We start from the raw sequence: 26,564 nt of genomic DNA on the forward strand, positions 1-26,564 counted from the left end.
CTTGTCGCCTTCCTGTCGGAAACGGATTCTGATATGATGGGAGGAGAAGAAAGGCGGGTTTGAGGAATGGATTTGTTTAGTTTTCGCGAGGAATCGGAGCCGCAAGCCAGATTGCTTGCAGATCGCTTGCGGCCGGAGACGCTGGAAGAATATATCGGTCAGGATCATATTGTCGGAGAAGGGAAGTTGCTTCGAAGGGCGATTGAGGGGGACGTCGTTTCGTCCATCCTCTTGTTCGGGCCTCCGGGTTGCGGCAAAACGACTTTAGCGCATATCATTTCCAAACAAACGAAGGGCGATTTCGTGCGGTTAAACGCGGTCGATGCATCGGTGAAGGACGTAAGGGAAGTTATCGAACAAGCGGAGCGCAATAAGAGCATGTACGGCCGTAAAACAATTTTGTTTCTGGACGAGGTTCATAGATTTAACAGCGCTAGGCAAGATGCCCTTCTCCCGGCGGTAGAACGGGGAATCATTACGTTTATCGGCGCGACTACGGAAAACCCGTTTCATTCCGTGAACGGCGCTTTATTGTCGCGGTCGACTTTGTTCCGCTTGGAGCCATTAACCAAAGAGCATTCGATGCAGGCGATGCGCAGAGCGTTAGCCGATTCGGTTAAAGGGCTCGGCTTCATGAAGCTGGTTGCGGAAGAAGAAGCGCTCGAGCATATCGCCTCCATGGCCAACGGGGATATTCGTCGCGCCTTAACCGCATTGGAGCTCGCGGCGGTTACGACGCCTTCGGAATTGGATGGCACCGTGCGCGTGACGGTGGATGTTGCGGAGGAGTCTATTCGCCATTCAACGGTACAAGCGGACGAGTCTACGCAATACGATGTGCTTTCGGCTTTCCATAAGAGCGTCAGGGGCTCAAGCGACGCGGCGCTATATTGGTTTCTCTACGCGGTAGAGAAGCTGGGAATGGATCCGATGGTGTTCCTCCGGCGCTTGACCGTCGCGTGCTCCGAAGATATCGGTCTAGCTAATCCGCAAGCTATGGTACAAGCCGTAAGCGCGATGGAAGCTTATCATAGAATAGGTTGGCCGGAATCCAAATATATCGTCGCGCAAGCGATACTGTTTGCCGTGGAAAGCCCCAAATCCAACGCGATCGCGATTACGATCGGACGGATCATGGAATCTTTCGACGCAACGAAGTCCGCTGAAGTACCGCTTCACTTGAGGGATGCTCATTATAGCGGCGCCAAGAAACTTGGACATGTCGGATATCAGTATCCGCACGATTATCCGGGTCACTACGTGGATCAGAATTATTTGCCGGACAAGCTGTCTTCCAAAGTTTTCTACGAGGCAACGCAGCAAGGGATGGAAGATAAAATTCGTCAAAATCAACAGAAACGTAGAGCGAATCGAAAAACGAGGTAACTTTTGGTCGATTCCTATCGTTGGTATGGTAATATATCTTTATATGGATTTACGTTATTTGAACTAATGGAGGCGAGAGCGTGATGCGTCGCAACAATTGGCGTCTCGCTAGCCTGTACATCTGTACGATGGGCTTGTTTCTGATCGTTAGCCTTTATAACTTCATGTCTTTTAAGGAAATCAACGATACGACGAATCGCCTAACCCGGGATACGTATCCGATCGATCATACGATAAACAGAATGTTAATAGCGATCGGTAATCAGGAAACGGGAATTCGAGGTTACCTATTGACTAAAGACCCGGCATACTTGGATCAATTCGAGCAAGGGAAGTCCGAAGCGGGACAGGTCAAGGAACTATGGTTAGATGACGAAATCAAGGGCGGCAAGTTTGAAACCGAAATCGCCAGCACATTCGAGAGCTTGGCCAACGTTGAAACTTCTTTCATCCGTGTTATGGCAATGATAGGGAACGAGCAATATGGGGACGCCATCTTGGCGTTAGACGACGGTGAACAGGATAGGGAACGCTTGCTGGAAAGCTTTCGCCGGTTGGAAACTCTTTTGACGGCGACAATGAAGAGCGGATGGAGCGACCAAAATAAACGTGCGGCTTTCTCCATGGTAATGATCATCGTCGGCGCAATCGTCACGCTGATTGCGATCGCGGCAACTTGGCTCATGTTCCGGACGACTAAGAACGCGCTAAGAAGCACGTTCGAGAGCGAACGCCAGTATCGGCGGTTAGTTAATAATTCGCCGGATGCGATTGCCGTTCATCAAGACGGCGTCGTCGTATTCGCGAATCCGGCATGCGCAAAGCTGATGGGAGTCGGCGATTCGAATCAATTGATTGGTTTGCCGATGATGCAATTCGTTCACAAGCCTTATGCGGATATCGTCACGGATCGCGCTAACAGAGCAATGAATGACAAAGACGTCGAAGCATTGGACGAGCAGTTCGTCAGACTCGACGGAAGCTTGGTGGACGTTGAAGTAACGGCAATCGGATATCGTTATGAAGGGCGACCCGCGGTGCTTATCATAGCTAGGGAAATCGGTAGCCGCAAGGAAGCCGAACGGACGATGAAAGAAGCGAATGAGCTACTGTATCGTTTGTCAACGCTTGACGGTTTGACGAGCATTCCGAATAGACGGTCCTTCGATCAAGACTTGCGGAAAGCTTGGGACGAAGCTCTAAATACGCACGTAGAAGTCTCGTTGGTCTTATTCGATGTCGATAATTTTAAAGCGTTTAATGATTTCTACGGCCACCAAGCAGGAGATGCTTGCTTGCAGACCATCGCGCGCATAGCCGATGAGGAAGCCGGCAAATTAGGCGGTAGCGCGTATCGTTACGGCGGAGAAGAGTTCGCGATTTTGTTGCCTAATCATAATCGCGACAGCGCGAAGATCGCGGCCGAACAAGTCCGGCGCGCCGTAAACGATTATCGGCTCCCGAACGAAGGAATTTCCGCCGAAGCGATCGTAACGATCAGCGTCGGCGTCGCTACGTGGCCCAACTCGACGGATCAGTCGCCGGAGCAATGGTTGCGCGCGACGGATCAAGCTCTATATCAAGCGAAGTACCAAGGAAGAAATTCGATTTCCGAAGCTATGATTTCAATTAAATAACCCGAAATTGAACTTATTTCGTTGGAATCGGGGATATAACGCCTTATCGTTCGAAAAATCGGCATAGGTGGCAGGCTCATGCGAATAGAGATGGGTACTACGGCGAATTACGAGGTCAATCGTCGTTTGACGGAGGGCTATAAACCGTCTAAGCTAGAATAAAGCTTCTATACCCGTTGGATTTTGTTTTGAGCGAGTAAGCTATTTTTCAAAATATAAAGGAGGTGTACCTGTCCTCTCCGACTGGCGGAGGATAGGGATGATTTGGACGGTGACCCCTTTCCATTAAGCGTGGACTTGGTTTTGATTTTTGCATTGGTGTTTCTGAACGGCTTTTTCGTAGCGGCGGAATTCGCCATGGTCAAAGCACGCGGTTCTAGAATCGATTCGTTAGTACAAGAAGGGCATAAGAAAGCGAAGGTTGCTTCTCACCTAATGGATCATCTCGACGCGTATCTTTCGGCCTGTCAGCTCGGTATTACTCTCACTTCCCTTGGTCTTGGATGGATCGGCGAGCCTGCGATCGCCAGGATGCTCGCGCCGCTATTCGACACGATGAGCTTGAACGAGAATCTCGTTCACCCGATATCGTTCATTATCGGCTTTTCATTGATTACGATGCTTCACGTTGTTCTGGGACAGCTTGCGCCGAAGTCGGTTGCCATTCGCAAAGCCGAGATGGTTACGCTGTGGACCGCTACTCCGCTAATTTATTTCCGTAAAGTGATGAGTCCCTTTATATGGGTGCTCAACGGACTTGCGGGAATGCTGCTTAAGCCTTTCGGAATAGACAACTCGGAAGTGTCCTCTTCGGCCCATACCGAAGAAGAAATCAGGATTCTGGTAAAAGAGAGCCACAAGAGCGGGCTGATCGACAAAACCGAATTGACGCTTATGGATAATATTTTCGATTTCGCGGAAACCAATGCACGTGAAATTATGATTCCGCGGACAGAGATGAGCTGCTTGTACGGCAATCTCTCGTTCGAGGAGAATAAGACGATCGCGCTTCGCGAGATGCATACGAGGTATCCGGTATGCGAGAAGGATAAAGACAACATTATCGGCTTCGTGCATATTAAAGATTTGTTGAAAGTTCCGGACAATTCGATCCTGGACATTCGGGATTTAATGAGACCGATGACGACGGTACCGGAAAGCATGCCGATTAGTACGTTGCTTAAGCTCATGCAGAAAAGAAAATCGCAAATCGCGATTCTGATCGACGAGTACGGCGGTACTTCGGGTTTAGTTACGTTAGAGGATATCATGGAAGAAATCGTCGGAGAAATACAAGACGAGTTCGACGAGGAAAGACCCGATGTCGAACAAAGGGACGATAGCACTTATTCTATTAACGGTATGATGCTGATCGAGGAAGTGAACAGCTTTTTCGGATTAGATATTTCTACGGAAGATTACGATACGATCGGAGGCTGGATTTACTCGCAAATCGAGAATCCGCCTAAGAAAAATCAGTTCGTCATATCCGAGGAAGGCTTCCGCTTCACGATCGAAGAAACGGATTATCTGCGAATCTCCAGAATAGCGGTAACTCGCGCGGATGACGCCAATTGGGAGCCGCGCGCGGAAACGGGCTAATCGAATATTGCGTCACAACAAACAAGGCTGTCCGAGAGGGCAGCCTTGTTTGTTGATACATATCGATCAGGAAATAGATCAGGGTTATGGATTGTAACGGAAGCAACAGACGCTATTTTGCTATAAAACGCCCTACTTTAGCATAAATAATGGCGCGCGGCTCCGTTAGAATTTACAAACGCTCATTTTCGTCATAATAACGGCGTGCAGTTCCGTCCCTCAACTAGAGAGGTCTCTTCGAAGGTGGACGTACAAGAATCCGCAAGCGCCAACGAACGCGAACAATGCGCCGGTGCGGAACACGTACTCTAGTCCGAAGGCATCATACAGCCAGCCTCCTAACGTACCTGCTAACAGTCCGGCTAGACCGGACCAAACGACGGCGAACACGGCTTGGCCAGATGAACGGTACTCGTCGGGGATAAGGGCTTGCAAGGATCGTAAGGCGGTAATGTAGAAAATGGCGAACGTAACGGAATGCATCGTTTGCAGGGCGACCATCATCCAAGGTTCGCTCGCGTAGCTCAGCAAGCTTAGTCGAATGACGAAGAACGTACTTGCGACGGCTAACAACGGTATTTCGCGGAAGCGGTGTCCGAACTTCGCAAGCAGGAAGAACATCGGAATTTCGCTGACGGCCGAAGTGAGCGAAGCATAACCGATGACGGAATCGTCGGCGCCGATTTCTCTCATGGCAATGGATAGAAATCCTTCGTTCATCCGATGGGCAACCGATACGAACATAATCAATAAGAAGAAAACGACGGTTTGCCGTTTGCGGAGAAGTCCCCATAAACCGCTGAATTCGAATTTTTTTAACGTTGCTTGATAATCGCCGATGAAAAAAGAAAATACGAGCGTAACCAGAATAGTGACGATGGCGAGCGCGATCGTTAAGTCAGATCCGTATATTTTCAACAAGTACCCGAAAGCAACGGCGCAAACGGCATAACCAAGGGACCCGAACATGCGGATGGCCGGAAAGCTGCGCTTCATCTGATCCGCTGCAAGCAGGGAAACGCTATCCAGCATTGAGTTGATGGGCGTCTGGAACAAATAAAATAACGCCATGATCCCGGCCATGATCCCGAATTCCTTCTGCGGCAGAAGCAGCGCCAATGCCAAAATCTGTACGCAATAAAGGAGGCTGAGGATGCGTCGGAGGTTTTTGGTGCGGTCGCTTATAACGCCTACCGCTAGGTTGGATATGATGGATAAGAACGGGCCGACGGAATATATCGCTCCGATTTGCAGTTTCGTAAAGCCCTGACTTTCAAAATAGAGCGGAAAATAAGTTACGAGCAATACCATCGTCGCATAATTGGCGAATTGGAGCGTCCGTAACACGAATAGTTGATTTCTTGACGAATGAGATTGAACCATGGTTTAACGTCTCCTCTTCTGGATGCTGTGCGGTTACTTAGCCGTTCGGTGACTGCGCCTGAATAGCCATGCGAGGAAGGTTAGTTCCGCGATCAAACCGCCAGACTGCGCTAGGGAACCTAGAACCCCGTTCCAACCCGGTAAGAGGACGACGAGCAGGACGATGAGAATTGCCGTTACGATCGCATTGGCGAGCTGGGAGCCGAACATCAGCTTCGTTTCCCCGTGGGCCATGACGATACCGTTTAGAGTGTCCAGCCATGGAAATATAAGCACGAACGGGAAAAATCCTCGCAAAGCGTGAATGCAGGCCGTTAGCAATTCGTCTTTGACGCCAAGGACGTTGGAGAACATCCAAGAACCGATCGGCGTGAATGCCAATAGAAGCATCAGCAACGGAGGAATGAATCCCAGCATCAACGTGAATTTACGGACGATAGCCGGATTCGATCTGACGAACAGCAAGGCGATTTGGTGGAAATAGGTAAAGAAACCTAAGACCAAGTTCATTAAACTGCCGGCTACGGCGAACGAGGCCACCGCAAGCGTACCCCTCTCGGTCGATCCGAGGAGCGCGTTCAGGATGGGGAGCAGCCAGACGACGATGAGCGAGGAGTATAGCAACGGGTTATAGAAAGACATAACTTGTTTAGGCTTCGTAATCTCGCAATTTTCATCCTTCAAAGGCATATCTTTGAGCAGTCTGCTCGATTCCCACCAACTGATCGAGGCTTCGATCATCATCCCGAACACGAAAATGATCGTACCTTGCAAAGCGCTAGTGACGCCTATGTGAAGGAAATACTGGGATAACAAAAACATGCCGGCTAAGCGAAAGATCATCGCGATCGTCAGCCAGCGGGTTCTCATTTTGTAAATGATAACCCCTTGATACAAGCAACGAATACCGGAAAAGACGGATAAGAACATTAGGGCGGCGAAAGCATGAATCGCTTCTCGTTCAACGATGGCGTCCGCGCCGTACGCGGCGCCGAATATCCAGTGGCCTACAGGCGTATAAGATACGAGGCCTCCGAAGAGGACCGAAGATCCGAATACGTAGAAACTAACGCTCCTGACTGCACGGAACGAGGTGCGATCCCTGACTAAGGCGGAACAAGTTTGGCGGAACAGCACGGCAGGTTTCTCCGTTACGCCCAGTAAACTCATTGCGAGCGCGTAACCGGCCAATATAATCTCGGGATTGCTGGATCTGGCTAACGTTCCGTTAATGATGACGTGGCTTAAGTTGATTAGGAGGACTGAAATGCCCATAGGGATGAAAAACAGGAAAAGCCGTCTCAGCGAGACCGGCCCGTTATCTTGCGACATAAGTAAGCTCCTTCTAGATGATATGGCGTTGTCCGTTCCACTAGATAGCTTGTATTATATCAGATAATCGATTGTTTTCGGGAAAGGAATTCAGACGATAAAGCTGGATTTCGTCGGTCTGAAATGATAAATTAAAGTGATGATGATTTTGCTAGGCTCTTGAGGAAAACGGGTGGTAACCATGCGGATATCCGAGCTATGGCTCGATAGACAATTCGAATTTAGCGAACGGCACGGGATTTCCGTTCCTTGTTTGGATAAGGATTGGGACGATCTGGACCATGAGCAACAGTCCGCGATCTTGTCCAGATGGGAAATGATTCGCGGAGGCATACCGGATCATATCATGCGATTCGAAGCCAAGATTAGAATCAAGCAGCAGCAACTGTTCGAGGAAGACGACTTTGTGCGATCCTGTACGATCAACGGAGAAATCGCCGATCTAGCCAGCCGAATCAACGACCTGAACATATGGTTCCGTACCCAGCAGGAATTAGACGACGAATCGAAAATGCATATCGGATAGAGCAAAGCGGAGGACCCTTGATATGAAAACCCAGCCCCTATTGGCGGGTCGTGCCCCAAGCGGGCCGATTTCGTTGATGAAAAGAGTGTATAAATACGTGCTGCCGGAAGTTCGCGCCGAATTGGGCCGATGGCGAGCAAGAGCGGATGGGATCGCGGATCTGGAGCTTCGCAAGCAAGCGTTGGACAGCATGAACGCCAAGCAGTTTCATTGCGAGGGAGGCGGAGTCTATGCGGCCGCCAATCTCGAGCAAAGACACGTGTTGATTCCGCTGATCGTCGCTCTGCAAACCATCAGCGATTACTTGGATAATTTATGCGACCGAAGCACCTCCTTAGATCCGAACGACTTTCGCCTACTGCATCAAAGCATGATCGACGCGGTATCGCCGGGGTCTCCGGTGTCTAATTATTATGCCTTGCGAGAAGAACAGGACGATAGCGGTTATTTGGCCGCGCTGGTCGAGCAATGCAGAACGTCTATCGCGGCGTTGCCTTCCTATCATCTGGTGCGGGAGCATGTCGTAGAGCTGGTAAAGCTGTACGGAGATTTGCAGGTATACAAGCATATTGCCCATGCGGACCGCGAGCCTGCGTTGTTAAGTTGGTGGGACGAGCACGCTTCCCGCTATCCGCAACTGATGTGGAATGAATTCGCGGCGGCGACCGGATCGACGCTTGGAATGTTCATGCTGTTCCTCGCCGCAAGCGATCCCAAGCTCGAAGCGGAACAAGCCGCTTCGATCAGAAACCACTATTTTCCGTCCATTTGCGGATTGCATATTATGCTCGATTATTTGATCGATCAGGCGGAAGACAGGGTGGGCGGAGATTTGAATTTCTGCTGCTATTACGATGACCAGCGGATGCTAAACGAACGAATGAAGCAAATCGTAAACGCGGCCAGAAAGTCCGCGGACGAGCTTCCGTTCGGCTATTTCCACCGGATGATCGTAGAAGGTCTGGTCGCGTTGTATTTGTCCGATCCTAAAGTCAAGGATCAACGGGACGTTCGCGATACCGCCAAGCTTCTTATGAAGGGAAGCCCTTGGTCTAGGTTGTTTTTCTGGCTGAATAGCCATTGGATAAGGAAAGCCATGTAATACGATAGAGACATTTGGGAGGAATTGCGTAATGAGTGCTGTAAAAAAGATTGCCGTATTAACAAGCGGCGGAGATTCCCAGGGAATGAACGCGGCGGTTCGGGCTGTCGTAAGAAGCGCGTTATTCCGCGGCTTGGAAGTATATGGCGTGCAACGGGGTTACCAAGGTTTATTGAACCAGGATCTTAGACCGATGGATTTGCGAAGCGTGGGCGATATTATCCAACGCGGAGGCACGATTCTCCAAACCGCCCGCTGCAAGGAGTTCATGACTCCGGAAGGCCAGCAGCGCGGTGCCGACGTTCTTCGCGAGCAAGGCATCGACGGCCTTGTCGTTATCGGGGGAGACGGTTCTTATCATGGGGCTAACAAATTAAGTAGATTGGGAATCAAGACGATGGGACTGCCGGGGACGATCGATAACGATATTCCTTTCACCGATTTCACGATCGGATTCGATACGGCGGTCAGCATCGTCGTTGACGCGATCAATAAACTGCGCGATACGATGACTTCTCACGAAAGATCTTCGGTCGTCGAGGTTATGGGACGCCATTGCGGCGATATCGCCTTGTACGCAGGCTTAGCCAGCGGAGCGGAAGCGATTCTCGTGCCGGAAGTACCTTTCGATATTAAAGATATTTCTTTGCGGATGAAGGATAACTTCCAGAAAGGCAAACGTCACGGAATCGTCGTAGTTGCCGAAGGGGTTTGTTCCGGCGATGAAGTAGCTAGGAATATAACGGAGTATAGCGGCATCGAACCGCGCGTAACCGTACTCGGTCACATCCAGCGCGGGGGATCTCCGACTCACAATGACCGGATTCTCGCGAGCCAGCTCGCGGACTTCGCGGTTCAACGTCTGCTGGAGGGCGACTCGGGCAAAGGGATCGGGATCATCAAGGGAGAGTTCGTGGCCACCGATATCGAGAAGGTCGTGTCCACTAAGAAATCGTTTAATCTGGATCTATACAACCTTGCCTTGCGGTTATCCCAATAATCAGAACGCGGTGAATTCATGTTTCTATATAAATTAGAAGTACAATTAGAGAATAAGAACGTCGTACTGGTCGTCATGGGAGACAACGACGAACAGGTCATGAACGAAGCCGAAATGCATTTGTCGAAATATTTTGTCGTTCCTCCGGTTATTCTCGAGATCGCTCTAATCGAGAAAAAGAGAGCGAATAAAGGTACGGCTTACGTTATTGAATCATAAGCGAATCGAAAGTGTGAGAGAAGCTGACGTCGAATAGATGGCGTCAGCTTTTGTATGTAATTTGTCCTAGCGCGGAAAGCTATTATCCATTATAATAACGAGTAGAGAACATAATTTCATTTTAAGTGAACAAAATTTCAAAAAAACTGCATGTCGAATGGTGTGACTTTTGTTGGATAACGACAAAATCAAAAAAATAATCGAAGCGGCGAAGCTGTATTACCAGTTGGATTACAGCCAGAATGAAATCGCGGATGCGCTCGGCGTCTCCAGACCCACGGTATCCAGGCTGCTACAGCAAGCGAAGACCGAAGGCATCGTTACGATCGAGATCAAGGATCCGACGGAAGACGTCGAAGTTCTGCGAAGTTTGCTTAAAGAGCGATTCCGGTTAAAGAACGTGGTCGTTGCCTTTACGCCGACTTACGACGAGATCGTAGTAAAGAAGTACATCGGGCAAGCCGCGGCATCCTATGTTACCGAACTGGCCAAAGACGGGGACACGATCGGAGCGTCATGGGGCTCGACGATGTATCAGGTAGCCTTGCAACTGAAGGAGAAGTCCTTAAGCAATTCTTTCGTCGTTCAATTGAACGGCGGCGTTAGCGATGCCGATGTGCATATTTCCCCGTCGGAAATCGTTCATTTGTTCGGCAAGGCCTTTAACGTAACGCCTTATTTCATGTATTTGCCGGCAATCGTAGATCATATTCTCGTAAAGCAGTCCATGTTGACCGATCGACATATTCGAAGAGTAATGGATATGGGGAAAAACGCGAACATCGCGGTCTTCACGGCGGGCTCGCCGACTCCGGATTCCGTGCTGATCAACTCGAATTATTTGCGCGATGACGAGCTTGAAGACATCAAGACGAAAGCCGTCGGCGATATTTGTTCGAGGTATTTCGATTGCAATGGCGAAATCTGTTTGCAAAGTCTAGATGAGCGGACGGTCGGAATCGAGTTGGCAGATCTACGATCCAAGGAGCATTCGATTCTCGTAGCCGGAGGCCCTTCCAAAGTCAACGCGATCTTCGGAGCTCTGCGAGGCCGATATGCAAACACCCTGGTGACGGATCAAATTACCGCTAAGGCTTTACTCAAAAAAAACGAGCCACAGGAGAAATGACATTATGACACCTGAACAAATCGCAGGAATGATCGATCATACATTGTTAGTCGCGGTAAGCACGGAGGCGGAAATTATCCGCGTATGCGCGGAAGCGAAGCAATACGGTTTCGCAACGGTATGCGTGAATCCTTACTGGGTACCCGTTGCCGCCCGTGAACTGGCGGGGAGCAGCGTGGGAGTGACGACCGTAATCGGGTTTCCTCTCGGGGCAACCAGAACAGAGATCAAAACCGCGGAAGCGGAAGACGCGATCAAAGCCGGCGCTACGGAAATCGATATGGTGCTGAATATAGGTGCCTTGAAGTCCGGGCAAGCGGATGCGGTCCAAAGAGATATTCAAGAGGTCGTTCATGTTTGTAAAGGGAAAGCTAAGGTTAAAGTGATTATCGAAACCTGTTATCTATCGGACGAGGAGAAACGTCAAGCTTCCCTCCTCTGCAAGGAAGCGGGAGCGGATTTCGTCAAGACGTCCACGGGCTTCGGAACCGGCGGGGCAACCGTTGAGGATATCGCGTTGATTCGCCATGTCGTCGGGCCGGATATGGGAATTAAAGCGTCAGGCGGCGTGAGGGATTTGGATATCGCAAAGAAGTTGATTGCGGCAGGCGCGACAAGACTTGGCGCAAGCTCCTCGATCGCGATCGTAACGGGCGGAGTCGGACAAGGGTACTAATCGCCGAAGGCGATAAGCAGGGGGTAAAAAACAGATGAGAACCGTCGACTTAATAACGAAAAAACGCGATGGCGGAGAGCTAACGGAAAACGAAATCAACAGCTTGATTAGCGGGTATACGGACGGATCGATTCCCGACTACCAAATGTCCGCCATGGCGATGGCGATTTTCTTCAAGGGTATGACGCCTACGGAGAGAGCGAACTTGACTATGGCGATGGTTCATTCCGGAGAGACGATCGATTTGTCGGCGATTTCCGGCATTAAAGTAGACAAGCACAGCACTGGCGGAGTAGGAGATACGACGACGCTCGTGCTGGCGCCTCTTGTTGCTTCTATCGGCGTTCCCGTCGCCAAGATGTCCGGAAGAGGCTTAGGCCATACCGGAGGGACGATCGATAAGTTGGAATCCGTTCCGGGTTTCCACGTCGAGATCGATAATCAAACGTTCTTGGATTTGGTTAATCAGAACGGTCTAGCCGTTATCGGCCAGAGCGATAATCTGACTCCGGCAGACAAGAAGCTTTACGGACTTCGGGATGTTACCGGAACGGTAAATTCGATCCCCTTGATTGCAAGCTCGATTATGTCCAAGAAAATCGCTTCCGGAGCGGATGCGATCGTTCTCGACGTGAAAACGGGAGACGGCGCTTTCATGAAGGAAATGTCCGAAGCCGAAGAATTAGCGGCATGCATGGTGGATATCGGCAATCGCGTCGGTCGCCGCACGATCGCAGTGCTATCGGATATGAGTCAGCCGCTTGGAAACGCGATCGGGAATGCATTAGAGGTGAGAGAAGCGATAGATACGCTGAAAGGCGTCGGCCCTGAGGATTTAACCGAGCTTTGCTTAACGCTTGGAAGCCATATGGCCGTATTATCGGGTGTAGCCTCTAATCAGGAAGAAGCTCGGAGACTGCTCGAGCAATCGATCGCGAACGGTCATGCCCTCGAGAAATTCAAGACGTTCTTGACCGCGCAGGGAGGGGATGCTTCGGTCGTTGACCACCCTGAACGGTTGCCGACGGCTAAGTATCGTTCGGAGGTTCCGGCGAAGGAAGCGGGCTTCGTCTCGAAGATCGCGGCAGAGAACATGGGGCTTGCGGCCATGCTGCTCGGCGCGGGACGGGCGACCAAGGAATCAACCATCGATCTGGCAGTTGGAATCGTGTTGCATAAGAAGATCGGGGACGCCGTTCATACCGGGGAGTCGATCGCGACGATTCATTCCAATTCCGAGTCGGTGGCGGAAGTCGCGGCTAAGATTTACGAATCGATTCGGATTCAAGAACAATCGTTAACCCCTCCTCCTTTGTTAGTCGGAGAAGTGAAATAGTTTACGAACTTGGACGAGCATAGAGTATGGGGTATATTTGATAAGGGGGTGAATTGAGAATGGGCCAGTTGCTTCACAGAATGGAAGAAGCGAAATCGTATATACAGACGCAAATTACCGTTCAACCGCAAATCGGCCTTATCCTTGGCTCCGGTTTGGGTGAGCTCGCAGACGACATTCAAGACGCTGTCCGCATTCCTTACGAGGCGATTCCTCATTTTCCCGTTTCGACGGTTGAGGGTCACGCGGGTCAGCTTGTAACAGGCCGACTCCATAACAAGACGGTTATTGCCATGCAGGGGCGGTTCCATTATTACGAAGGTTATTCCATGCAAGAGGTTACGTTTCCCGTGCGTGTCATGAAGGCGTTGGGGGTTGACCAGCTTATCGTGACCAACGCGTGCGGAGGCATGAATCCCGACTTCAAACCCGGCGATCTCATGCTGATCCAGGATCATCTGAACATGACGGGAGCTAATCCGCTAATCGGGGAGAACGAACCTGCATTGGGCCCAAGATTCCCGGATATGAGCAGAGCGTACACGCCGGAATTGCTCGAGCTTGTCCGCGAGACGGCTAAGTCGTTAGGCATCCACGTTCAGCAAGGAGTATATGCCGGGATTACGGGTCCGACTTATATGACGCCGGCGGAACTGACGATGCTTCGCAAGCTTGGCGGAGACGCGGTAGGCATGTCGACGGTTCCCGAGGTCATCGTGGCTAGTCATATGGCTATGAAGGTGATAGGGATTTCCTGCGTGACGGACATGGCCATCGGCGAGCATTTGGAGCCGCTCAGCCATGAGCAAGTCATTGAAGTCGCCAATCGCACGAAACCGATGTTCATCTCGTTAGTGAGGGAGATCGTTGCGCGGTTGTAAGCTAGACGGGGTTGGTCATTGATCTTTACATCAAACATTAGAATTAGGGGAGGCTTTTCAGAATGAAGAAAAGAATAATTATGCTAGCCATTCTTACGCTCGTATTCTCGGTGCTCGCAGCTTGCGGTAGTAAAAATAACGGTGGCAATTCGGCCAGTTCTCCGGCGCAAGAAAGCGGCAGCTCGGCTCCGGCGTCAAGCCCGGCGGCTGTAGACTTAAAGGTCGGTATGGTTACCGATTCGGGTACGATCGATGATAAGTCCTTTAATCAAGGGACTTGGGAAGGCGTTCTTAGAGCCGTTGCGGAATTAGGAGTTAAAGAGAAATACTTGAAACCGGCTGGTACGACAGAAGCCGATTATTCCAAAGAAATCGGAAACCTGTACGACGCGGGCTTCAAAATGATCTTAGCGCCAGGCTTCAAGTTCGAAACGGCGATCTTCAAAGCCCAAGATAAATATCCGGACGCTAAATTCGTTATCATTGATGGCGGACCGCAAAACGGCGACTTCAACTACGTAGTTAAACCGAACACGGTTTCCGTCTTTTTCGCAGAGCATGAATCCGGATTTCTAGCCGGTGTCGCTACTGCCCTTGAACTCAAAGAAGGCGAAGCGGGCTTTATCGGCGGTATGGAAATTCCCGCGGTTCAGAAGTTTAACTGGGGATTCCAGCAAGGTCTGGCTTACGCTAATGCCAACCTAGGCACAAAATTATCGCTCAAAGCTGAAAACGTCATTTACCAAGGAAGCTTCGACAATGTAGCGGCAGGCGGCCAACTGGCTGCGCAAATGTACGATCGCGGAGTTAAAGTTATTTTCGCGGCGGCTGGCGGCGTAGGCGTAGGAGCGATCAACGAAGCGAAAAACCGTTCCGATGTATGGATCGTAGGCGTCGACGTAGACCAATATAAAGATGGCGAAAAAGACGGTAAATCGGTCGTTCTTACTTCCGCTATGAAGTATATTGACACGGTTGCGTTCGATATGATCAAAGCAGAGGCAGAAGGTACATTCCCTGGCGGCCAAACGCTGATATTCGATGCGAAAAACGACGGAATCGGTATCCCGAAAGAAAATCCGAACCTTTCCGCGGAGACGGTATCCAAAGTCGCCGAAATCTACGAAAAATTGAAATCCGGTGAAGTCAAAGTCGCTGGCGAAAAAGGCGACTTGATCAAGTAAGAACGAACGAACTGAATACAAAAAAGACGGGAACTCCGTCTTTTTTTGTTCAACAGACCTGATAAGCCGAACGGCTTATCGGGCGTGTTGAACTCTCTAAGAAAGAGTTCAAGAGTTCACAAACTTCTATAAGTGAGTGTTCAAAAAGTCAGGTTTTCAGCACCGAGAAGGTTGGATGAAGCTAGCGACTGAGGAGCAGAGCGTAGGCGAAACCTACGTGAGCACCGGAAGGCCCGGCTGAATTCAAGATTCGATGTCGAACCCGCTTCTTGCTTCGCTTCGTGATCAAAAGATGACTTTTTGAACTACCTCTATTAATAATCATTTCGTCCTGTCCAGGGGAGGAAGCACTGATGGAATACGCAGTGGAAATGCTGAATATTAGGAAAGAATTTACCGGCATCGTCGCAAACGATAATATTACGTTGCAATTGAAGCGGGGAGAAGTCCATGCTTTGCTTGGCGAGAACGGTGCGGGTAAATCGACGCTGATGAGCATTCTGTTCGGAATGTACCAAGCCGATCAAGGCGTGATCAAAGTAAACGGCAAGGAAGTCCGCATTGCTAATCCGAATGTGGCGAATGAACTCGGAATCGGGATGGTGCATCAGCATTTCAAACTGGTCGAGGATTTTACGGTCACCGAAAATATCATTATGGGCATCGAGCCGCGGAAATGGTTTGGATTCGGGATCGATATCCAAAAAGCGAGTAAAAAAATCGAAGAGCTGTCCAAACGATACGGCTTAAACGTGGATCCTAACGCTAAGATCGAGGATATCTCCGTCGGCATGCAGCAACGCGTGGAAATTCTGAAGACCTTATATCGGAATGCCGATGTGCTGATCTTAGACGAGCCTACGGCGGTCTTAACGCCGCAGGAAATCGATGAACTCGGGCGAATTATGAAAAATCTGATCGCCGAAGGCAAATCGATCATTATCATCACGCACAAGCTGAAGGAGATTAAGGCGTTCGCCGATCGATGCACAGTTATCCGGCGCGGTAAAACGATTGGAACCGTTGACGTCGCTCCGACGAGCGAAGCGGATATGGCGGAAATGATGGTTGGCCGGAGAGTTTCCTTTAAGGTGGACAAGATCGCAAGCGTTCCTCGCGAGGTCGTGTTGAAAGTGGAATCGCTTTCCGTTAAGAACGCTAAGAAGGTACTCGGTCTTAAAGATTTCTCCATAGAGGTGCGGGCGGGAGAGATCGTCGGTATCGCTGGAGTAGAAGGCAACGGGCAATCGGACTTGATCGAAGCGATTACCGGCTTGCGCAAAGCGGAATCCGGTAATATCCTGTTGAACGGACAAGATATAACCGGGTATTCGATACGCGATCGGATCGAGAGCGGGATCGGACACATTCCGGAGGACCGTCAGAAACGCGGGCTAGTCTTAGACTATACTTTGGCAGAGAACATAGTGCTCGAGGTGTATTATCGCGAACCTTATTCGCGCAAAGGCATATTGCACCATTCTAAGATCAAACAGTATGCGGATCAGATCATCGAGAGCTACGATGTCCGTTCGGGTGAAGGCGCTTCCTCCGTCGCCAGATCATTGTCGGGGGGCAATCAGCAGAAGGCGATCATCGGACGGGAAATCGAGAGAGATCCGATTCTGTTAATCGCGGTGCAACCGACCAGGGGACTTGACGTCGGTTCGATCGAGTATATTCACAAGCGATTGATCAATCATCGGGACAACGGCAAAGCGGTATTGCTCGTCTCGCTAGAGCTTCAAGAAATCATGAATATTTCCGATCGCATTGCGGTCGTGAACCAAGGGGAATTGATTGGCGTGGTACAAGCTTCGGAAACGACCGAGAACGAGATCGGGTTGATGATGGCGGGCGTTAAAAGGGAGGAAGGCGCATGAGCAACAGAATAGTCGTCTCTTTGCTCGCGGTCGTATTCGGATTGCTGGCCGGGGCCGTCCTAATGGCGGTAACGGGTCATGATCCGATTGCCGGTTATTCCTACTTGTTCGAAGGCGGACTGAAAAATCCGGAAAGAATCGGGAATACGCTCGCTACGGCGACCCCTTTGATTTTCAGCGGACTTTCGGTAGCCTTCGCGTTTCGTACGGGATTGTTTAATATCGGCGTCGCCGGACAATTGCTCTTCGGAGGGTTCTGTGCATCCGCCGTCGGACTATCCTTAGATCTTCCTAAGGCCATTCTGCTAATCCTCATGTTAATCGCCGGATTCGCGGGCGGAGCTCTATGGGCGGTCGTTCCCGGTTTATTGAAAGCGAAATTCAACGTCCATGAAGTCGTTTCTTCGATCATGATGAACTGGATTGCGTATTGGACGATCTATTATGCGGTTCCTGCCTATCTGAAGGGGGAGTTTCTGGAAACGGAATCGAAGCCTTTGCCGGAAGCGGCTTCGCTGAAGGTAAACTTCCTTACCGAGATGTTCGATGGTTCTTATATTAATCTGGGGTTATTCGTAGCCGTAATAGCCGTTATTATCGTCTCGTTCATCATTAACAAGACGACGTTCGGTTATGAATTGAAGGCCGTAGGGCATAATCGTCATGCGGCGGAATACTCGGGTATCGCCGTTAACCGAAGCATTATTTTGTCCATGGCCATATCGGGCGGTATTGCCGGTATTGGCGGGGTTGCGCTATACGCGGGGAATGCTTCGAACATCCAGATCGGGATTTTGCCGACGCAAGGTTTCGACGGTATCGCCGTCGCTCTGCTCGGGGCGAATTCGCCGGTCGGCGTATTGTTATCGGCGCTGTTCTTCGGTTTACTGTATTCCGGTCGAGGATTTATGAACGCGATGACCGAGATACCTCCGGAAATAGCGGATTCGATTATCGCTATTATTATTTACTTCGCGGCGACGAGCATCTTGATCGAAAGATTGATCAGATGGCTTATCCGTCGCAAGGCTAACGCCAAATCGGCGTCAGAGCATGAAGGGAAGGTGAAGTAACGTATGTGGACAACGATCGCGCAAATTGCTCCGTACGCCATTGTTTTCACCATTCCATTGCTTATTACAGCGCTTGGCGGATTGTTCAGCGAGAGAAGCGGAGTCGTAAATATCGGGTTAGAAGGCCTTATGATCATGGGAGCTTTCGCGGGAGCTTTCACGATTTTCAAACTGCAGGCCCTTTACCCGAATAATCCGTACGTGATCTGGATCGGTTTACTCGCGGCATTGCTCGCCGGGGCGATATTCTCCCTCTTGCATGCATTCGCCAGTATTAACTTGAGCGCGGATCAAGTCATTAGCGGTACGGCGATTAATATGATCGCCGGAGCGATCACGATATTCCTTGCGCGCAACATGACGGGAAGCGGGAACATCCGCATCAGCAATTTCGTGCCCTTTAATATTCCGTGGTTGACCGATATTCCAATCATCGGGCCTTTGATTTTTACGAAAACTTATTGGACAACGTGGCTGGTCTTGATTATCGTCGGATTGAGTTCTTTCGTCCTCTATAAGACGCCGTTCGGTTTGCGGCTTAGAGCTTGCGGAGAGCACCCTCATGCGGCGGAAGCCGCCGGAGTCAACGTGAAGCGGATGCGTTATATCGGCGTCATGATTTCTGGAGCGTTCGCGGGTCTAGGCGGGGCGATTATCATCGTGACCTATGCCGGAGAATTTACGGGTAGCGTAGCGGGATTAGGGTTCTTGGCTCTAGCCTCGTTGATCTTCGGACAATGGAAGCCGATAGGCGTACTGGCCGCGACTCTGTTCTTCGGAATCGCAAGCACGGTCGCCAACGTGTCTCAAGTGATTCCGTCGCTAGCCGTCTTTCCGCCGATCATCCTGAAAGTATTCCCGTACGTCGTTACGCTCATTGCCTTGATCGTGTTTTCTAAATCTTCAAGAGCGCCTAAAGCGGTCGGAGAGCCATACGATTCGGGTAAAAGATAACGGCGCGCATGGACAACTTACACACCACGCCATATTAACGAAGAAGCCTTAAAGATCCGCTTGCGAAGCGGCGCTTTAAGGCTTCTTCGCATAAAAAAAACTAAGCAGGCCGGATGCCTGCTTAGCTAAGTCATAAAATGGAATAAGTGCTTAAAATTTAGCGTCTTCGGAATATTTGTTTCCTGCATTCCAGAGCAAGTATTCATCTACGCCGCTGTCGTTTAACGCTTTGATCTGAGCGTTGACTTCCGCCGCCCCGTACTTCGTGTAATGACCTTTGCCTAACCAACTGGCGGTGAAATCCTGAATCCATGGCCGAATGATTGGTTTCTTATCGCCAAGCGGATCAAGTTTCTTATGCGTATCGTCCATCGCGCCTTTGATCGTTGCATACGGAGCTTTGTCCGGATCCTTCTGTTTGAACCAACCCGTGCTGTAATGGCTAGGGTAGATCATCGGGCTAATGACGTGCACGGCATTCGAAATGCCGACGAAATCTTGGCCGATGCCCTCGGCGGCCGGAACGGAAGCGGCGTAACCGAAAATATCTACGGATACTCTGACGCCTAGCGGTTCCAGCTCTTTTTTCGCATATTCGACAAATCCCGTTACGATATCCACCCGGCTTAATTCGTTCTTCGTAAACTTGAGACCGTCCGCTTTTTTCTCGAAACCTTCAGGGAACCTGACGTAATCGAACTGAATTTCTTTGAAACCGAGCTTGGCGGCTTCTTTGGCGACTTCAACGTTATATTCCCATACTTCTTTGCGATAAGGATTAACGAATTTATCGTTATTTTTGTTATGCCATACGGTGCCGTCTTTCTGAACGAACGAATATTCCGGATGTTTCTTGGCGAGTACGCTGTCCTTGAAAACGACGACTCTGGCGATAGGGTAAATCTCGTGATCTTTCAAAGTCGTCATGAGCTTGTTCATATCCTTAATGTAGGGCTGAGGATTACCAAGCTTCTGCAAGTTAGGATTGTCCGTCTTGTAAGTAATATTTCCGAGATCGTCTTTAATGTCGATGACCATCGAATTCAGCTCGGTTTTGTCCAGCAGGTTAAGGAGTGATGCCATTCTTTCTCCGCCTGCGCTGTAAGCAGTTACGTAAACTCCTTTGACGACGGGGGCATCGGGTTGGGGATCTCCGCCCATAGATTGGGGCGCGTTGCCGCTTCCCTTTTCCGGAGACGACGGCGGATTCGCGTGGATGCCGGTCTTAATCGTGTTCCATAGATTTCCGTTCGGATTGTCACCGGCTTGCGGGGCGCCGAATACCGAGTTCAAAAACATAAAAAAAGTTAAAAAAATATTCATTATATTCCCTCTCCCCATAAGCTCTGTAACAAGATTATAAACGAGTTGGGGGGGAGTCGACACAGGTATTTTGTAGTATTTTGCGGAAAACGGTCGGAAAAATAAATTTTCTTTACTTTCTGCGGAAATCTCCGATCACGTCGATCGTTTGAACAACGTTCACGAAAGCTTTGGCATCCACTTCCTTAATCATTTTGCGAAGGTGGGCGAGCTCGTAACGGGTCGTGACCGTCATTAGCATATCGCGCTCCTCGCTCGTGAATGCGCCCCGCGTCTTGATGATCGTAACCCCACGGGGGATCTTTAGAAGCCTGGAAGCCAGCTCCTGGGTGTGATTGGTAACGATAAACGCGGTCACTTTATGGTGGGGAGTGTGGACGGCGTCAATTATTTTTCCCGTTAAGTAGATCGACAGCATAGAATAGAGAGCGGCGTTCCAATCATCCTTGAGAAAGCCAAGGGCAGCGACGACAAAAGTATTTAGAAGAACCGTAAGGATACCGATGGGTAAGTCCCTGTAACGTGATATAATGGATGCGATGATGTCAAAGCCGCCCGAAGAGCCTCCATATCTTAAAGAGACGGTTGTGCCCAACCCGACGAGCACGCCGCCGAATACGGAGGCAAGGAGACGATCGTCCGTCAATTTAATCTCGGGTATTACCTGCAAGAAGAATGCCGTGGATACAACGGTTACCATGCTCAGCACGATAAATCGTTTCCCTAAAATTCGATATCCCCAGAGCAAAATCGGGACATTCAGGGCAAAATACAACCAGCCGATATTCCAACCGCTCAAGTAACCAATGACCATGGCGACGCCGGAAACCCCGCTGCTTAGCAGCTTTTCCGGAATAAGCAGCAGTTGAAAGCCACAGCCGACTGCGGCGGCACTGATTATCATCAAAAATACGGGGCCGATTATGGCAATCCTTTTCATGTTAGCACTCCTTTGTAATCAAACGGAACGAACGGATCTTAGCGACCTTAGGTTCCCCCGGGAAAAGCCGATCATTCAAATAAATGGTATCCTTTTCCTGAGACTGGAGTTTACAAGCAGGTTTGTGCTATAATGAACTGATCATTTTTTTGGAAGCCGTAAGTTGAAGGCCCAACACAGAAGGAGATTGAAAAAGTTTGAGCACATTTGCAGAGTTTGGTTTGGAGCCTGATGTTCTTCAAGCCATATCGGAGATGGGATTTGAAGAGGCGACCCCAATCCAAGCGAAAGCCATTCCCGTTGCCATAGCAGGCAGAGATATGATCGGGCAGGCCCAGACAGGTACAGGTAAGACAGCAGCATTCGGTATTCCGCTCATCACTAAGATTGCAGCGAGTGAAGATCGCATTGTTGCCCTGATCATGGCCCCGACTCGGGAGCTCGCGATTCAGGTATCGGAAGAAATCGAGAAGCTTGGACGTTTCAAGGGACTTCGTTCCTTGGCTATATATGGCGGTCAAGACATCTCACGTCAGATCCGGTCATTGAGACGGAAGCCGCAAATCATTATCGGAACACCCGGTCGTTTGTTAGACCACATCAACCGCAAAACCATTCGCTTGGACGATGTTCGTTCGGTCGTATTGGATGAAGCGGACGAAATGCTGGACATGGGATTCATGGAGGATATCCAATCCATCCTGAAGCTCGTTCCGGAAGAGCGTCAAACGTTGTTGTTCTCGGCGACAATGCCGGCGAACATCCAGAAGCTTGCCCAGCAATTTTTGCGCAATCCTGAGCATGTCAAAGTCGAATCGAAGCTGCTTAGCGCGCCGTTGATTCAGCAATATTACGTTGAAATTCAAGAACGCATGAAGTTTGACGGACTTTGCCGCTTGCTCGACATGGAACCGCCGGAATTGGCTATCATCTTCGGTCGTACGAAACGCCGTGTTGCCGAACTTTCGGAAGCGTTAATGAAACGCGGATATGCATGCGATGGCTTGCACGGCGACTTGTCGCAGAACCAACGCGATACCGTAATGCGCAAGTTCCGCGACGGCAGCATCGATATCCTTGTCGCAACCGACGTTGCGGCGCGCGGATTGGATGTATCCGGAGTTACTCACGTTATTAACTTCGACTTGCCGCAAGATCCGGAAAGCTACGTTCACCGGATCGGCCGTACCGGCCGCGCGGGTAAAGAAGGAACTTCCTGGTCTTTCGTAACCGCACGCGAAACGGATCACTTGCATTTCATCGAGAAAGTGACGCGTCATCGGATTTCCAAGAAAGTATTGCCAACTCTGTCGGAAGCGATGGAAGGCAAACAAAAGCTAATGGCGGAACGTATCATGGATACCGTTCGTTCGGAAGAAGAAGTCAACCCGTTCAAATGGGTGGCGATGCAGCTTCTCGAGCAATATGATTCCGTTCAACTGTTAGCGGCGGCAATGAAATTGCTGACCGGCGACAAGAAGGACGTAAACATCGAACTAACGCCCGAGGATCCGATTCGTTCCAAGAAGCGTAAATTCGAAGGTAACCGCGGCGGAAGCGGCAGCTATGGCAGCAGCAGCGGACGTCGTTACGGCGGAAGCGGAAGCAGCAGCGGCGGTCAAGGCGGCGCGTGGCGTCAAGGGCAAGGTCGCAGCGGCGATTCCAGAGGCGGATCCAGCTATAGTGGCGGGCAACGTAAGCCTTACAGTGGCGGCAATCGTTCCAGCAGTACTCGTGATGATAGCAGCTACCGCGATGCCAATCGCGGACCGCGCCCGGAACGTCGGGAAGAATATCGCGGAAGTCGCTCTCAGAACGAAGATTTCGTTAAAATCTAAGCCAGTAGCTTACTGACGAACGTCATCAGGGAGGAATCCCCATGGAAATGCGGGGCATGATGGGCGGCTTTTATAAGCTGTCCGAATGGATCATGAGGTTGTCAGTTACGAACGTATTGTGGCTTCTCACAGCGTTTCCGTTTTGGTTTATGATGATTACTTTCCTTACGGCGAAAGACGTTGCGCAATTGCAAGCGATCATTATTCCGCTTGCAATTGTGGCTCCGTTTACCTTGTTTCCGGCGACCTCCGCGATGTTCTCGGTCGCCCGGAAATGGGTTCTGGGAGATACCGACGTCCCGTTATTTAAGACCTTCTTCCGCAACTACAAGCAAAATTACGTACAAGCTATGATCGGCGGCGTTTTCTATGCGTTGCTGTTCGCGATATTGATCATTGATTTCCAAGTCTATCTGAAGCAAATGGCTGGATTTCAATTGCTCGCGTATTTATTTATCGCGCTTATGCTATTGTTGCTGATTTCGTTGTTGCATTTCTTCTCCCTTTTATCGCATTTTCATATGAAAACGATTCAATTGCTCAAGAATGCCCTGATTCTAACGATCGGTCGTCCGATTCGATCCTTAATCATGGCAATTGGAGCGGTTGCGGTTTTATTCATAAGTACGCGATTTACGTTTCTGATCCCGTTCTTCTTCGGAAGCATTATCGCCGTATATACCTTCTATAACTTCAATATGGTTATACAGAAGATGATGTTGCTGAAGGAAGAGGCCGAGACCGAAAAGTCCTCGGAGGACGACGAGGAAGAAGAGAAGAAATCCCAAGGCTAACCATTTTACTTTTCTTGCCTACCTGCTTATAATGAGATTAATCCTGCCTTGTTCGTTACGACGCTTAATTGTTTTGAACCAATGTTTGTTTCCAGGGAGCTCTAGATTGCCTAGTGGCTGACATGCCCCCGAAAAGGGAAGTCAAAAGCTGCGCTGCGGGCACCCACCTGCCAAAGCAGGTTCAGAAACATGCACGTCGGACGGCAAAGGCGGGTTTTTTCTTATACTTGGACTTTAATCCCCGGGTCAGGCGTGGTAAGATAGAATGTAGCGCCAAGGGTACCCGGAGGGAGAGAGAGCATTGAAGCGATTGCTGATTGGATTAATCCGCAGCCATGAACATACGAGCGATAAAGCCAAAGATCCTAAGCTCAAGTCTCATTATTATCGGCTTTCGAAGGATCGTGCTTGGGACGAGGTCAGTTCCATACTGAAGAAGATGAAGGGGTATAAAGTTCTCCATGAGGTTCAGACGGTCGGCGAGATCGTGATGGAGAAGAAAACAATGTCCGGCCGCACGATGGATATTACGATCCAAGTGGTCGGTACAAGCCCCGGCAACACGGCGGTAGACATCTACTCGGCATCCCGAGGCTCGCTTGGCGATTTGGGTGCGAATTATCGAATCATCCAAGAAATTTATAGTGTTCTGGATCGTAAACTGTCCTCTTATAAAACTTAGATCATGCGCAAGCATAATAGAAAAGCGAGGTAGGCGCTTGGCCTAACCTCGCTTTTGTTGTATTCGTTTAGATCAGGCTTTTAACCGCATCGATTGCTGCTTCGTAATTCGGATGCTCGGTCATTTCGCCCAGTACTTCAACGTAAGTGATTTGATTGTTGCTATCCAAGACGAAGATCGATCTCATATCCAAGTGAAGTTCTTTGATAAGAACGCCGTAGGATTTACCGAAGCTGTTTTCTTTGTAATCGGATAAGAGGAATACGCGATCGACTCCTGCAGCCGCGCACCAACGCGCTTGCGCGAACGGAAGATCTGCGCTGACGGTGATGATGACTACGTTATCGCCCAGTTTGGAAGCTTCTTCGTTGAAGCGGCGAGTTTGCGCGTCGCAGACGCCGGTATCAATAGAAGGAACGACGCTGATGAGCTTGACTTTGCCTGCATAATCTTCCAGGGAAGACGTTTCGAGCAGGTTTTTGTTGAGAGTGAAATCAGGTGCGGAATCTCCGGCTTTTAATACGGGCCCGATAAGCGTAATCGGATTGCCTTTAAGCGTAGCTGCACGTTCTTGGGACATGAATATATTCCTCCTTCATTGATAAGGTTTGCCGTAATTATTATAATCGTTATCGAATACCATTGTCCAATCATTGGAACAAGCGGGCGGGCGTGGAAGGGGATACTCTATTGGAACTCAGGCAATTGGAATATTTCGTGCGGGTAGCGAGGCTTCAGCACGTTACGAAAGCCGCTGAGGAGCTGCACGTGGCTCAATCCGCGGTCAGCAGGCAAATACACAGGCTCGAGGAAGAACTCGGCATACGGCTGTTTATGCAGCGCGGACGCAATGTTCAATTGACCCCGGTAGGTCAGCTGTTTCTTCGGCGCGCGGAGGCGGTGTTGGGGGATTTGGATCGAGCGGTCATGGAGATTCACGAATTTCTGGATCCGGAGGTCGGCGAGATCAGGCTCGGGTTTCCTCACAGTTTGGGCATTCATGTCGTCCCGCAGGTCGTTGCCGAGTTTCGCAAGCTTCATCCGAACGTGAAATTTCGGTTCCGCCAAGGGATGTACCCTTCCTTAATTCGGGATATCGTCGATGCGGAAGTAGATATCGCCTTTATTTCTCCTTACCCGGAGAAAAGCGATCAGGTGACCGGGGAAGTGGTATTGACGGAAGAATTGTTCGCTATCCTGCCCGAAACCCATAAATTAGCTTTAAAAGATTCGATCATGCTAAGCGAATTAAAAGAAGACACGTTCGTATTGTTCAGTTCGGGTTATTCTTTGCGGCCTATCGTCTGGGATGCCTGCAGGGAAGCCGGCTTTACGCCGAAAATCGGATTCGAAGGGGAAGAGGCGGGGACGATTCGCGGTCTTGTGGCCGCCGGAATGGGCGTTAGCTTATTGCCGAAGATGGCGATGTACGAAACGAGCTCGATGATGCCGGCCGTCGTTAAAATAAGCGAGCCCCACGTTACCCGTACGATCGGGATAATTCGCAGAACAGGAGAAAAGATGCCGCTAGTCGTGCAGATGTTCCATAGTTTCCTGCTTGAATTTTTCAAAAACCAATACCAAGAGCAATGACCCGGTATGTGTACAATCAAGTATCTCCGCGTCGTTGAGGCGAAATCGCAAGACTGCTCGGTAATATCGAGCAGTCATTGCCGCGGTTCCG

General features: G+C 50.0%; 24 protein-coding genes and 1 other RNA gene. 20 read left to right on the forward strand and 5 right to left on the reverse strand.

What is annotated here, in order from left to right; all coding sequences use genetic code 11:
* Positions 1-66: 66 nt before the first annotated feature.
* The 3 genes from HH215_RS00675 (at position 67) to HH215_RS00685 (ending at position 4,625) form a co-directional block, all read left to right on the forward strand.
* Positions 67-1,386, forward strand: coding sequence for a replication-associated recombination protein A (locus HH215_RS00675; RefSeq protein ID WP_169278141.1), 1,320 nt, complete (start codon positions 67-69; stop codon positions 1,384-1,386).
* 83 nt (positions 1,387-1,469) lie between these two features.
* The gene (locus HH215_RS00680) at positions 1,470-3,023 is read left to right on the forward strand and encodes a sensor domain-containing diguanylate cyclase (RefSeq protein ID WP_254450649.1); all 1,554 of its coding nucleotides are present in this window, start codon (positions 1,470-1,472) and stop codon (positions 3,021-3,023) included.
* Between the two features lie 303 nt (positions 3,024-3,326).
* The gene (locus tag HH215_RS00685) at positions 3,327-4,625 is read left to right on the forward strand and encodes a hemolysin family protein (protein ID WP_375140480.1); all 1,299 of its coding nucleotides are present in this window, start codon (positions 3,327-3,329) and stop codon (positions 4,623-4,625) included.
* Between the two features lie 219 nt (positions 4,626-4,844).
* Here the strand turns inward: HH215_RS00685 and HH215_RS00690 are convergent, their stop codons facing one another.
* Positions 4,845-6,008: an MFS transporter gene (locus tag HH215_RS00690; protein WP_169278144.1), complete on the reverse strand. Its 1,164-nt coding sequence runs from the start codon at positions 6,006-6,008 to the stop codon at positions 4,845-4,847.
* A 33-nt stretch (positions 6,009-6,041) separates the two neighbouring features.
* Positions 6,042-7,340: a multi antimicrobial extrusion protein MatE gene (locus HH215_RS00695; RefSeq protein WP_169278145.1), complete on the reverse strand. Its 1,299-nt coding sequence runs from the start codon at positions 7,338-7,340 to the stop codon at positions 6,042-6,044.
* 181 nt (positions 7,341-7,521) lie between these two features.
* Between HH215_RS00695 and HH215_RS00700 the strand changes: the two genes are divergently transcribed.
* The 12 genes from HH215_RS00700 (at position 7,522) to HH215_RS00755 (ending at position 19,303) form a co-directional block, all read left to right on the forward strand.
* A complete protein-coding gene (locus tag HH215_RS00700; RefSeq protein ID WP_169278146.1) occupies positions 7,522-7,866 on the forward strand; it encodes a hypothetical protein in 345 nt (114 codons plus the stop codon).
* 22 nt (positions 7,867-7,888) lie between these two features.
* The gene (locus tag HH215_RS00705; protein WP_169278147.1) at positions 7,889-8,968 is read left to right on the forward strand and encodes a tetraprenyl-beta-curcumene synthase family protein; all 1,080 of its coding nucleotides are present in this window, start codon (positions 7,889-7,891) and stop codon (positions 8,966-8,968) included.
* 31 nt (positions 8,969-8,999) lie between these two features.
* Positions 9,000-9,968, forward strand: a complete 969-nt coding sequence (gene pfkA, locus HH215_RS00710) for a 6-phosphofructokinase (protein ID WP_169278148.1) — start codon at positions 9,000-9,002, stop codon at positions 9,966-9,968.
* Positions 9,969-9,986: 18 nt separating this feature from the next.
* Positions 9,987-10,187: a DUF3906 family protein gene (locus HH215_RS00715; RefSeq protein WP_169278149.1), complete on the forward strand. Its 201-nt coding sequence runs from the start codon at positions 9,987-9,989 to the stop codon at positions 10,185-10,187.
* A 172-nt stretch (positions 10,188-10,359) separates the two neighbouring features.
* Positions 10,360-11,316 (forward strand): DNA-binding transcriptional repressor DeoR, encoded by a 957-nt coding sequence (gene deoR / locus HH215_RS00720; RefSeq protein WP_169278150.1) that lies wholly within the window; start codon positions 10,360-10,362, stop codon positions 11,314-11,316.
* Between the two features lie 4 nt (positions 11,317-11,320).
* Positions 11,321-11,992: a deoxyribose-phosphate aldolase gene (deoC, locus tag HH215_RS00725; protein ID WP_169278151.1), complete on the forward strand. Its 672-nt coding sequence runs from the start codon at positions 11,321-11,323 to the stop codon at positions 11,990-11,992.
* A 34-nt stretch (positions 11,993-12,026) separates the two neighbouring features.
* Positions 12,027-13,328 carry a pyrimidine-nucleoside phosphorylase gene (locus tag HH215_RS00730; RefSeq protein WP_169278152.1) on the forward strand — a complete coding sequence of 434 codons (1,302 nt, stop codon included), beginning with the start codon at positions 12,027-12,029 and terminating at the stop codon, positions 13,326-13,328.
* A gap of 59 nt (positions 13,329-13,387) precedes the next feature.
* Positions 13,388-14,209, forward strand: coding sequence for a purine-nucleoside phosphorylase (locus HH215_RS00735; protein WP_169278153.1), 822 nt, complete (start codon positions 13,388-13,390; stop codon positions 14,207-14,209).
* Between the two features lie 62 nt (positions 14,210-14,271).
* Positions 14,272-15,393 carry a BMP family lipoprotein gene (locus HH215_RS00740; protein ID WP_169278154.1) on the forward strand — a complete coding sequence of 374 codons (1,122 nt, stop codon included), beginning with the start codon at positions 14,272-14,274 and terminating at the stop codon, positions 15,391-15,393.
* Positions 15,394-15,746: 353 nt separating this feature from the next.
* Positions 15,747-17,276: an ABC transporter ATP-binding protein gene (locus tag HH215_RS00745; protein ID WP_169278155.1), complete on the forward strand. Its 1,530-nt coding sequence runs from the start codon at positions 15,747-15,749 to the stop codon at positions 17,274-17,276.
* Entirely contained in the window at positions 17,273-18,349 is a 1,077-nt protein-coding gene (locus HH215_RS00750) for an ABC transporter permease (RefSeq protein WP_169278156.1), read from the forward strand. The genes HH215_RS00745 and HH215_RS00750 overlap by 4 nt, the downstream gene beginning before the upstream one ends.
* 3 nt (positions 18,350-18,352) lie before the next feature.
* Positions 18,353-19,303 carry an ABC transporter permease gene (locus HH215_RS00755; protein WP_169278157.1) on the forward strand — a complete coding sequence of 317 codons (951 nt, stop codon included), beginning with the start codon at positions 18,353-18,355 and terminating at the stop codon, positions 19,301-19,303.
* Positions 19,304-19,453: 150 nt separating this feature from the next.
* On the opposite strand, the gene HH215_RS00760 is transcribed toward HH215_RS00755, so the two are convergent.
* Together HH215_RS00760 and HH215_RS00765 are read right to left on the reverse strand one after the other, a co-directional pair.
* The gene (locus tag HH215_RS00760; protein WP_169278158.1) at positions 19,454-20,626 is read right to left on the reverse strand and encodes a putative glycoside hydrolase; all 1,173 of its coding nucleotides are present in this window, start codon (positions 20,624-20,626) and stop codon (positions 19,454-19,456) included.
* Between the two features lie 112 nt (positions 20,627-20,738).
* The gene (locus tag HH215_RS00765; RefSeq protein WP_169278159.1) at positions 20,739-21,566 is read right to left on the reverse strand and encodes a YitT family protein; all 828 of its coding nucleotides are present in this window, start codon (positions 21,564-21,566) and stop codon (positions 20,739-20,741) included.
* A gap of 197 nt (positions 21,567-21,763) precedes the next feature.
* Here HH215_RS00765 and cshA point away from each other — a divergent pair, with 197 nt between their 5' ends.
* From cshA to HH215_RS00785, 4 genes are all read left to right on the forward strand, one after another.
* Positions 21,764-23,404 carry a degradosome RNA helicase CshA gene (gene cshA / locus HH215_RS00770; protein ID WP_169278160.1) on the forward strand — a complete coding sequence of 547 codons (1,641 nt, stop codon included), beginning with the start codon at positions 21,764-21,766 and terminating at the stop codon, positions 23,402-23,404.
* A gap of 41 nt (positions 23,405-23,445) precedes the next feature.
* Positions 23,446-24,198: a YesL family protein gene (locus HH215_RS00775; protein WP_169278161.1), complete on the forward strand. Its 753-nt coding sequence runs from the start codon at positions 23,446-23,448 to the stop codon at positions 24,196-24,198.
* 37 nt (positions 24,199-24,235) lie between these two features.
* Positions 24,236-24,418: non-coding RNA, 6S RNA (gene ssrS, locus HH215_RS00780), on the forward strand.
* A gap of 81 nt (positions 24,419-24,499) precedes the next feature.
* Positions 24,500-24,880 (forward strand): DUF1499 domain-containing protein, encoded by a 381-nt coding sequence (locus tag HH215_RS00785; protein WP_169278162.1) that lies wholly within the window; start codon positions 24,500-24,502, stop codon positions 24,878-24,880.
* A gap of 67 nt (positions 24,881-24,947) precedes the next feature.
* On the opposite strand, the gene tpx is transcribed toward HH215_RS00785, so the two are convergent.
* On the reverse strand, positions 24,948-25,460 hold the full coding sequence (gene tpx, locus HH215_RS00790) for a thiol peroxidase (protein WP_169278163.1): 513 nt from the start codon (positions 25,458-25,460) through the stop codon (positions 24,948-24,950).
* A 110-nt stretch (positions 25,461-25,570) separates the two neighbouring features.
* Here tpx and gltC point away from each other — a divergent pair, with 110 nt between their 5' ends.
* Positions 25,571-26,473, forward strand: coding sequence for a glutamate biosynthesis transcriptional regulator GltC (gene gltC / locus HH215_RS00795; RefSeq protein ID WP_169278164.1), 903 nt, complete (start codon positions 25,571-25,573; stop codon positions 26,471-26,473).
* Positions 26,474-26,564: the final 91 nt, after the last annotated feature.

Origin of the sequence: Cohnella herbarum, from assembly GCF_012849095.1 — a bacterium.
In the GTDB taxonomy this organism is placed as follows: Bacteria; Bacillota; Bacilli; order Paenibacillales; family Paenibacillaceae; genus Cohnella; species Cohnella herbarum.

Excerpts from the sequence above, each read along its gene's own strand:
- HH215_RS00675 (WP_169278141.1), top strand. The coding sequence starts at position 67 with ATGGATTTGTTTAGTTTTCGCGAGGAATCGGAGCCGCAAGCCAGATTG.
- HH215_RS00680 (WP_254450649.1), top strand. The coding sequence starts at position 1,470 with ATGCGTCGCAACAATTGGCGTCTCGCTAGCCTGTACATCTGTACGATG.
- HH215_RS00690 (WP_169278144.1), bottom strand. The coding sequence starts at position 6,008 with ATGGTTCAATCTCATTCGTCAAGAAATCAACTATTCGTGTTACGGACG.
- HH215_RS00695 (WP_169278145.1), bottom strand. The coding sequence starts at position 7,340 with ATGTCGCAAGATAACGGGCCGGTCTCGCTGAGACGGCTTTTCCTGTTT.
- HH215_RS00700 (WP_169278146.1), top strand. The coding sequence starts at position 7,522 with ATGCGGATATCCGAGCTATGGCTCGATAGACAATTCGAATTTAGCGAA.
- HH215_RS00705 (WP_169278147.1), top strand. The coding sequence starts at position 7,889 with ATGAAAACCCAGCCCCTATTGGCGGGTCGTGCCCCAAGCGGGCCGATT.
- pfkA (WP_169278148.1), top strand. The coding sequence starts at position 9,000 with ATGAGTGCTGTAAAAAAGATTGCCGTATTAACAAGCGGCGGAGATTCC.
- HH215_RS00715 (WP_169278149.1), top strand. The coding sequence starts at position 9,987 with ATGTTTCTATATAAATTAGAAGTACAATTAGAGAATAAGAACGTCGTA.
- deoC (WP_169278151.1), top strand. The coding sequence starts at position 11,321 with ATGACACCTGAACAAATCGCAGGAATGATCGATCATACATTGTTAGTC.
- HH215_RS00730 (WP_169278152.1), top strand. The coding sequence starts at position 12,027 with ATGAGAACCGTCGACTTAATAACGAAAAAACGCGATGGCGGAGAGCTA.
- HH215_RS00735 (WP_169278153.1), top strand. The coding sequence starts at position 13,388 with ATGGGCCAGTTGCTTCACAGAATGGAAGAAGCGAAATCGTATATACAG.
- HH215_RS00740 (WP_169278154.1), top strand. The coding sequence starts at position 14,272 with ATGAAGAAAAGAATAATTATGCTAGCCATTCTTACGCTCGTATTCTCG.
- HH215_RS00745 (WP_169278155.1), top strand. The coding sequence starts at position 15,747 with ATGGAATACGCAGTGGAAATGCTGAATATTAGGAAAGAATTTACCGGC.
- HH215_RS00750 (WP_169278156.1), top strand. The coding sequence starts at position 17,273 with ATGAGCAACAGAATAGTCGTCTCTTTGCTCGCGGTCGTATTCGGATTG.
- HH215_RS00755 (WP_169278157.1), top strand. The coding sequence starts at position 18,353 with ATGTGGACAACGATCGCGCAAATTGCTCCGTACGCCATTGTTTTCACC.
- HH215_RS00760 (WP_169278158.1), bottom strand. The coding sequence starts at position 20,626 with ATGAATATTTTTTTAACTTTTTTTATGTTTTTGAACTCGGTATTCGGC.
- HH215_RS00765 (WP_169278159.1), bottom strand. The coding sequence starts at position 21,566 with ATGAAAAGGATTGCCATAATCGGCCCCGTATTTTTGATGATAATCAGT.
- HH215_RS00775 (WP_169278161.1), top strand. The coding sequence starts at position 23,446 with ATGGAAATGCGGGGCATGATGGGCGGCTTTTATAAGCTGTCCGAATGG.
- tpx (WP_169278163.1), bottom strand. The coding sequence starts at position 25,460 with ATGTCCCAAGAACGTGCAGCTACGCTTAAAGGCAATCCGATTACGCTT.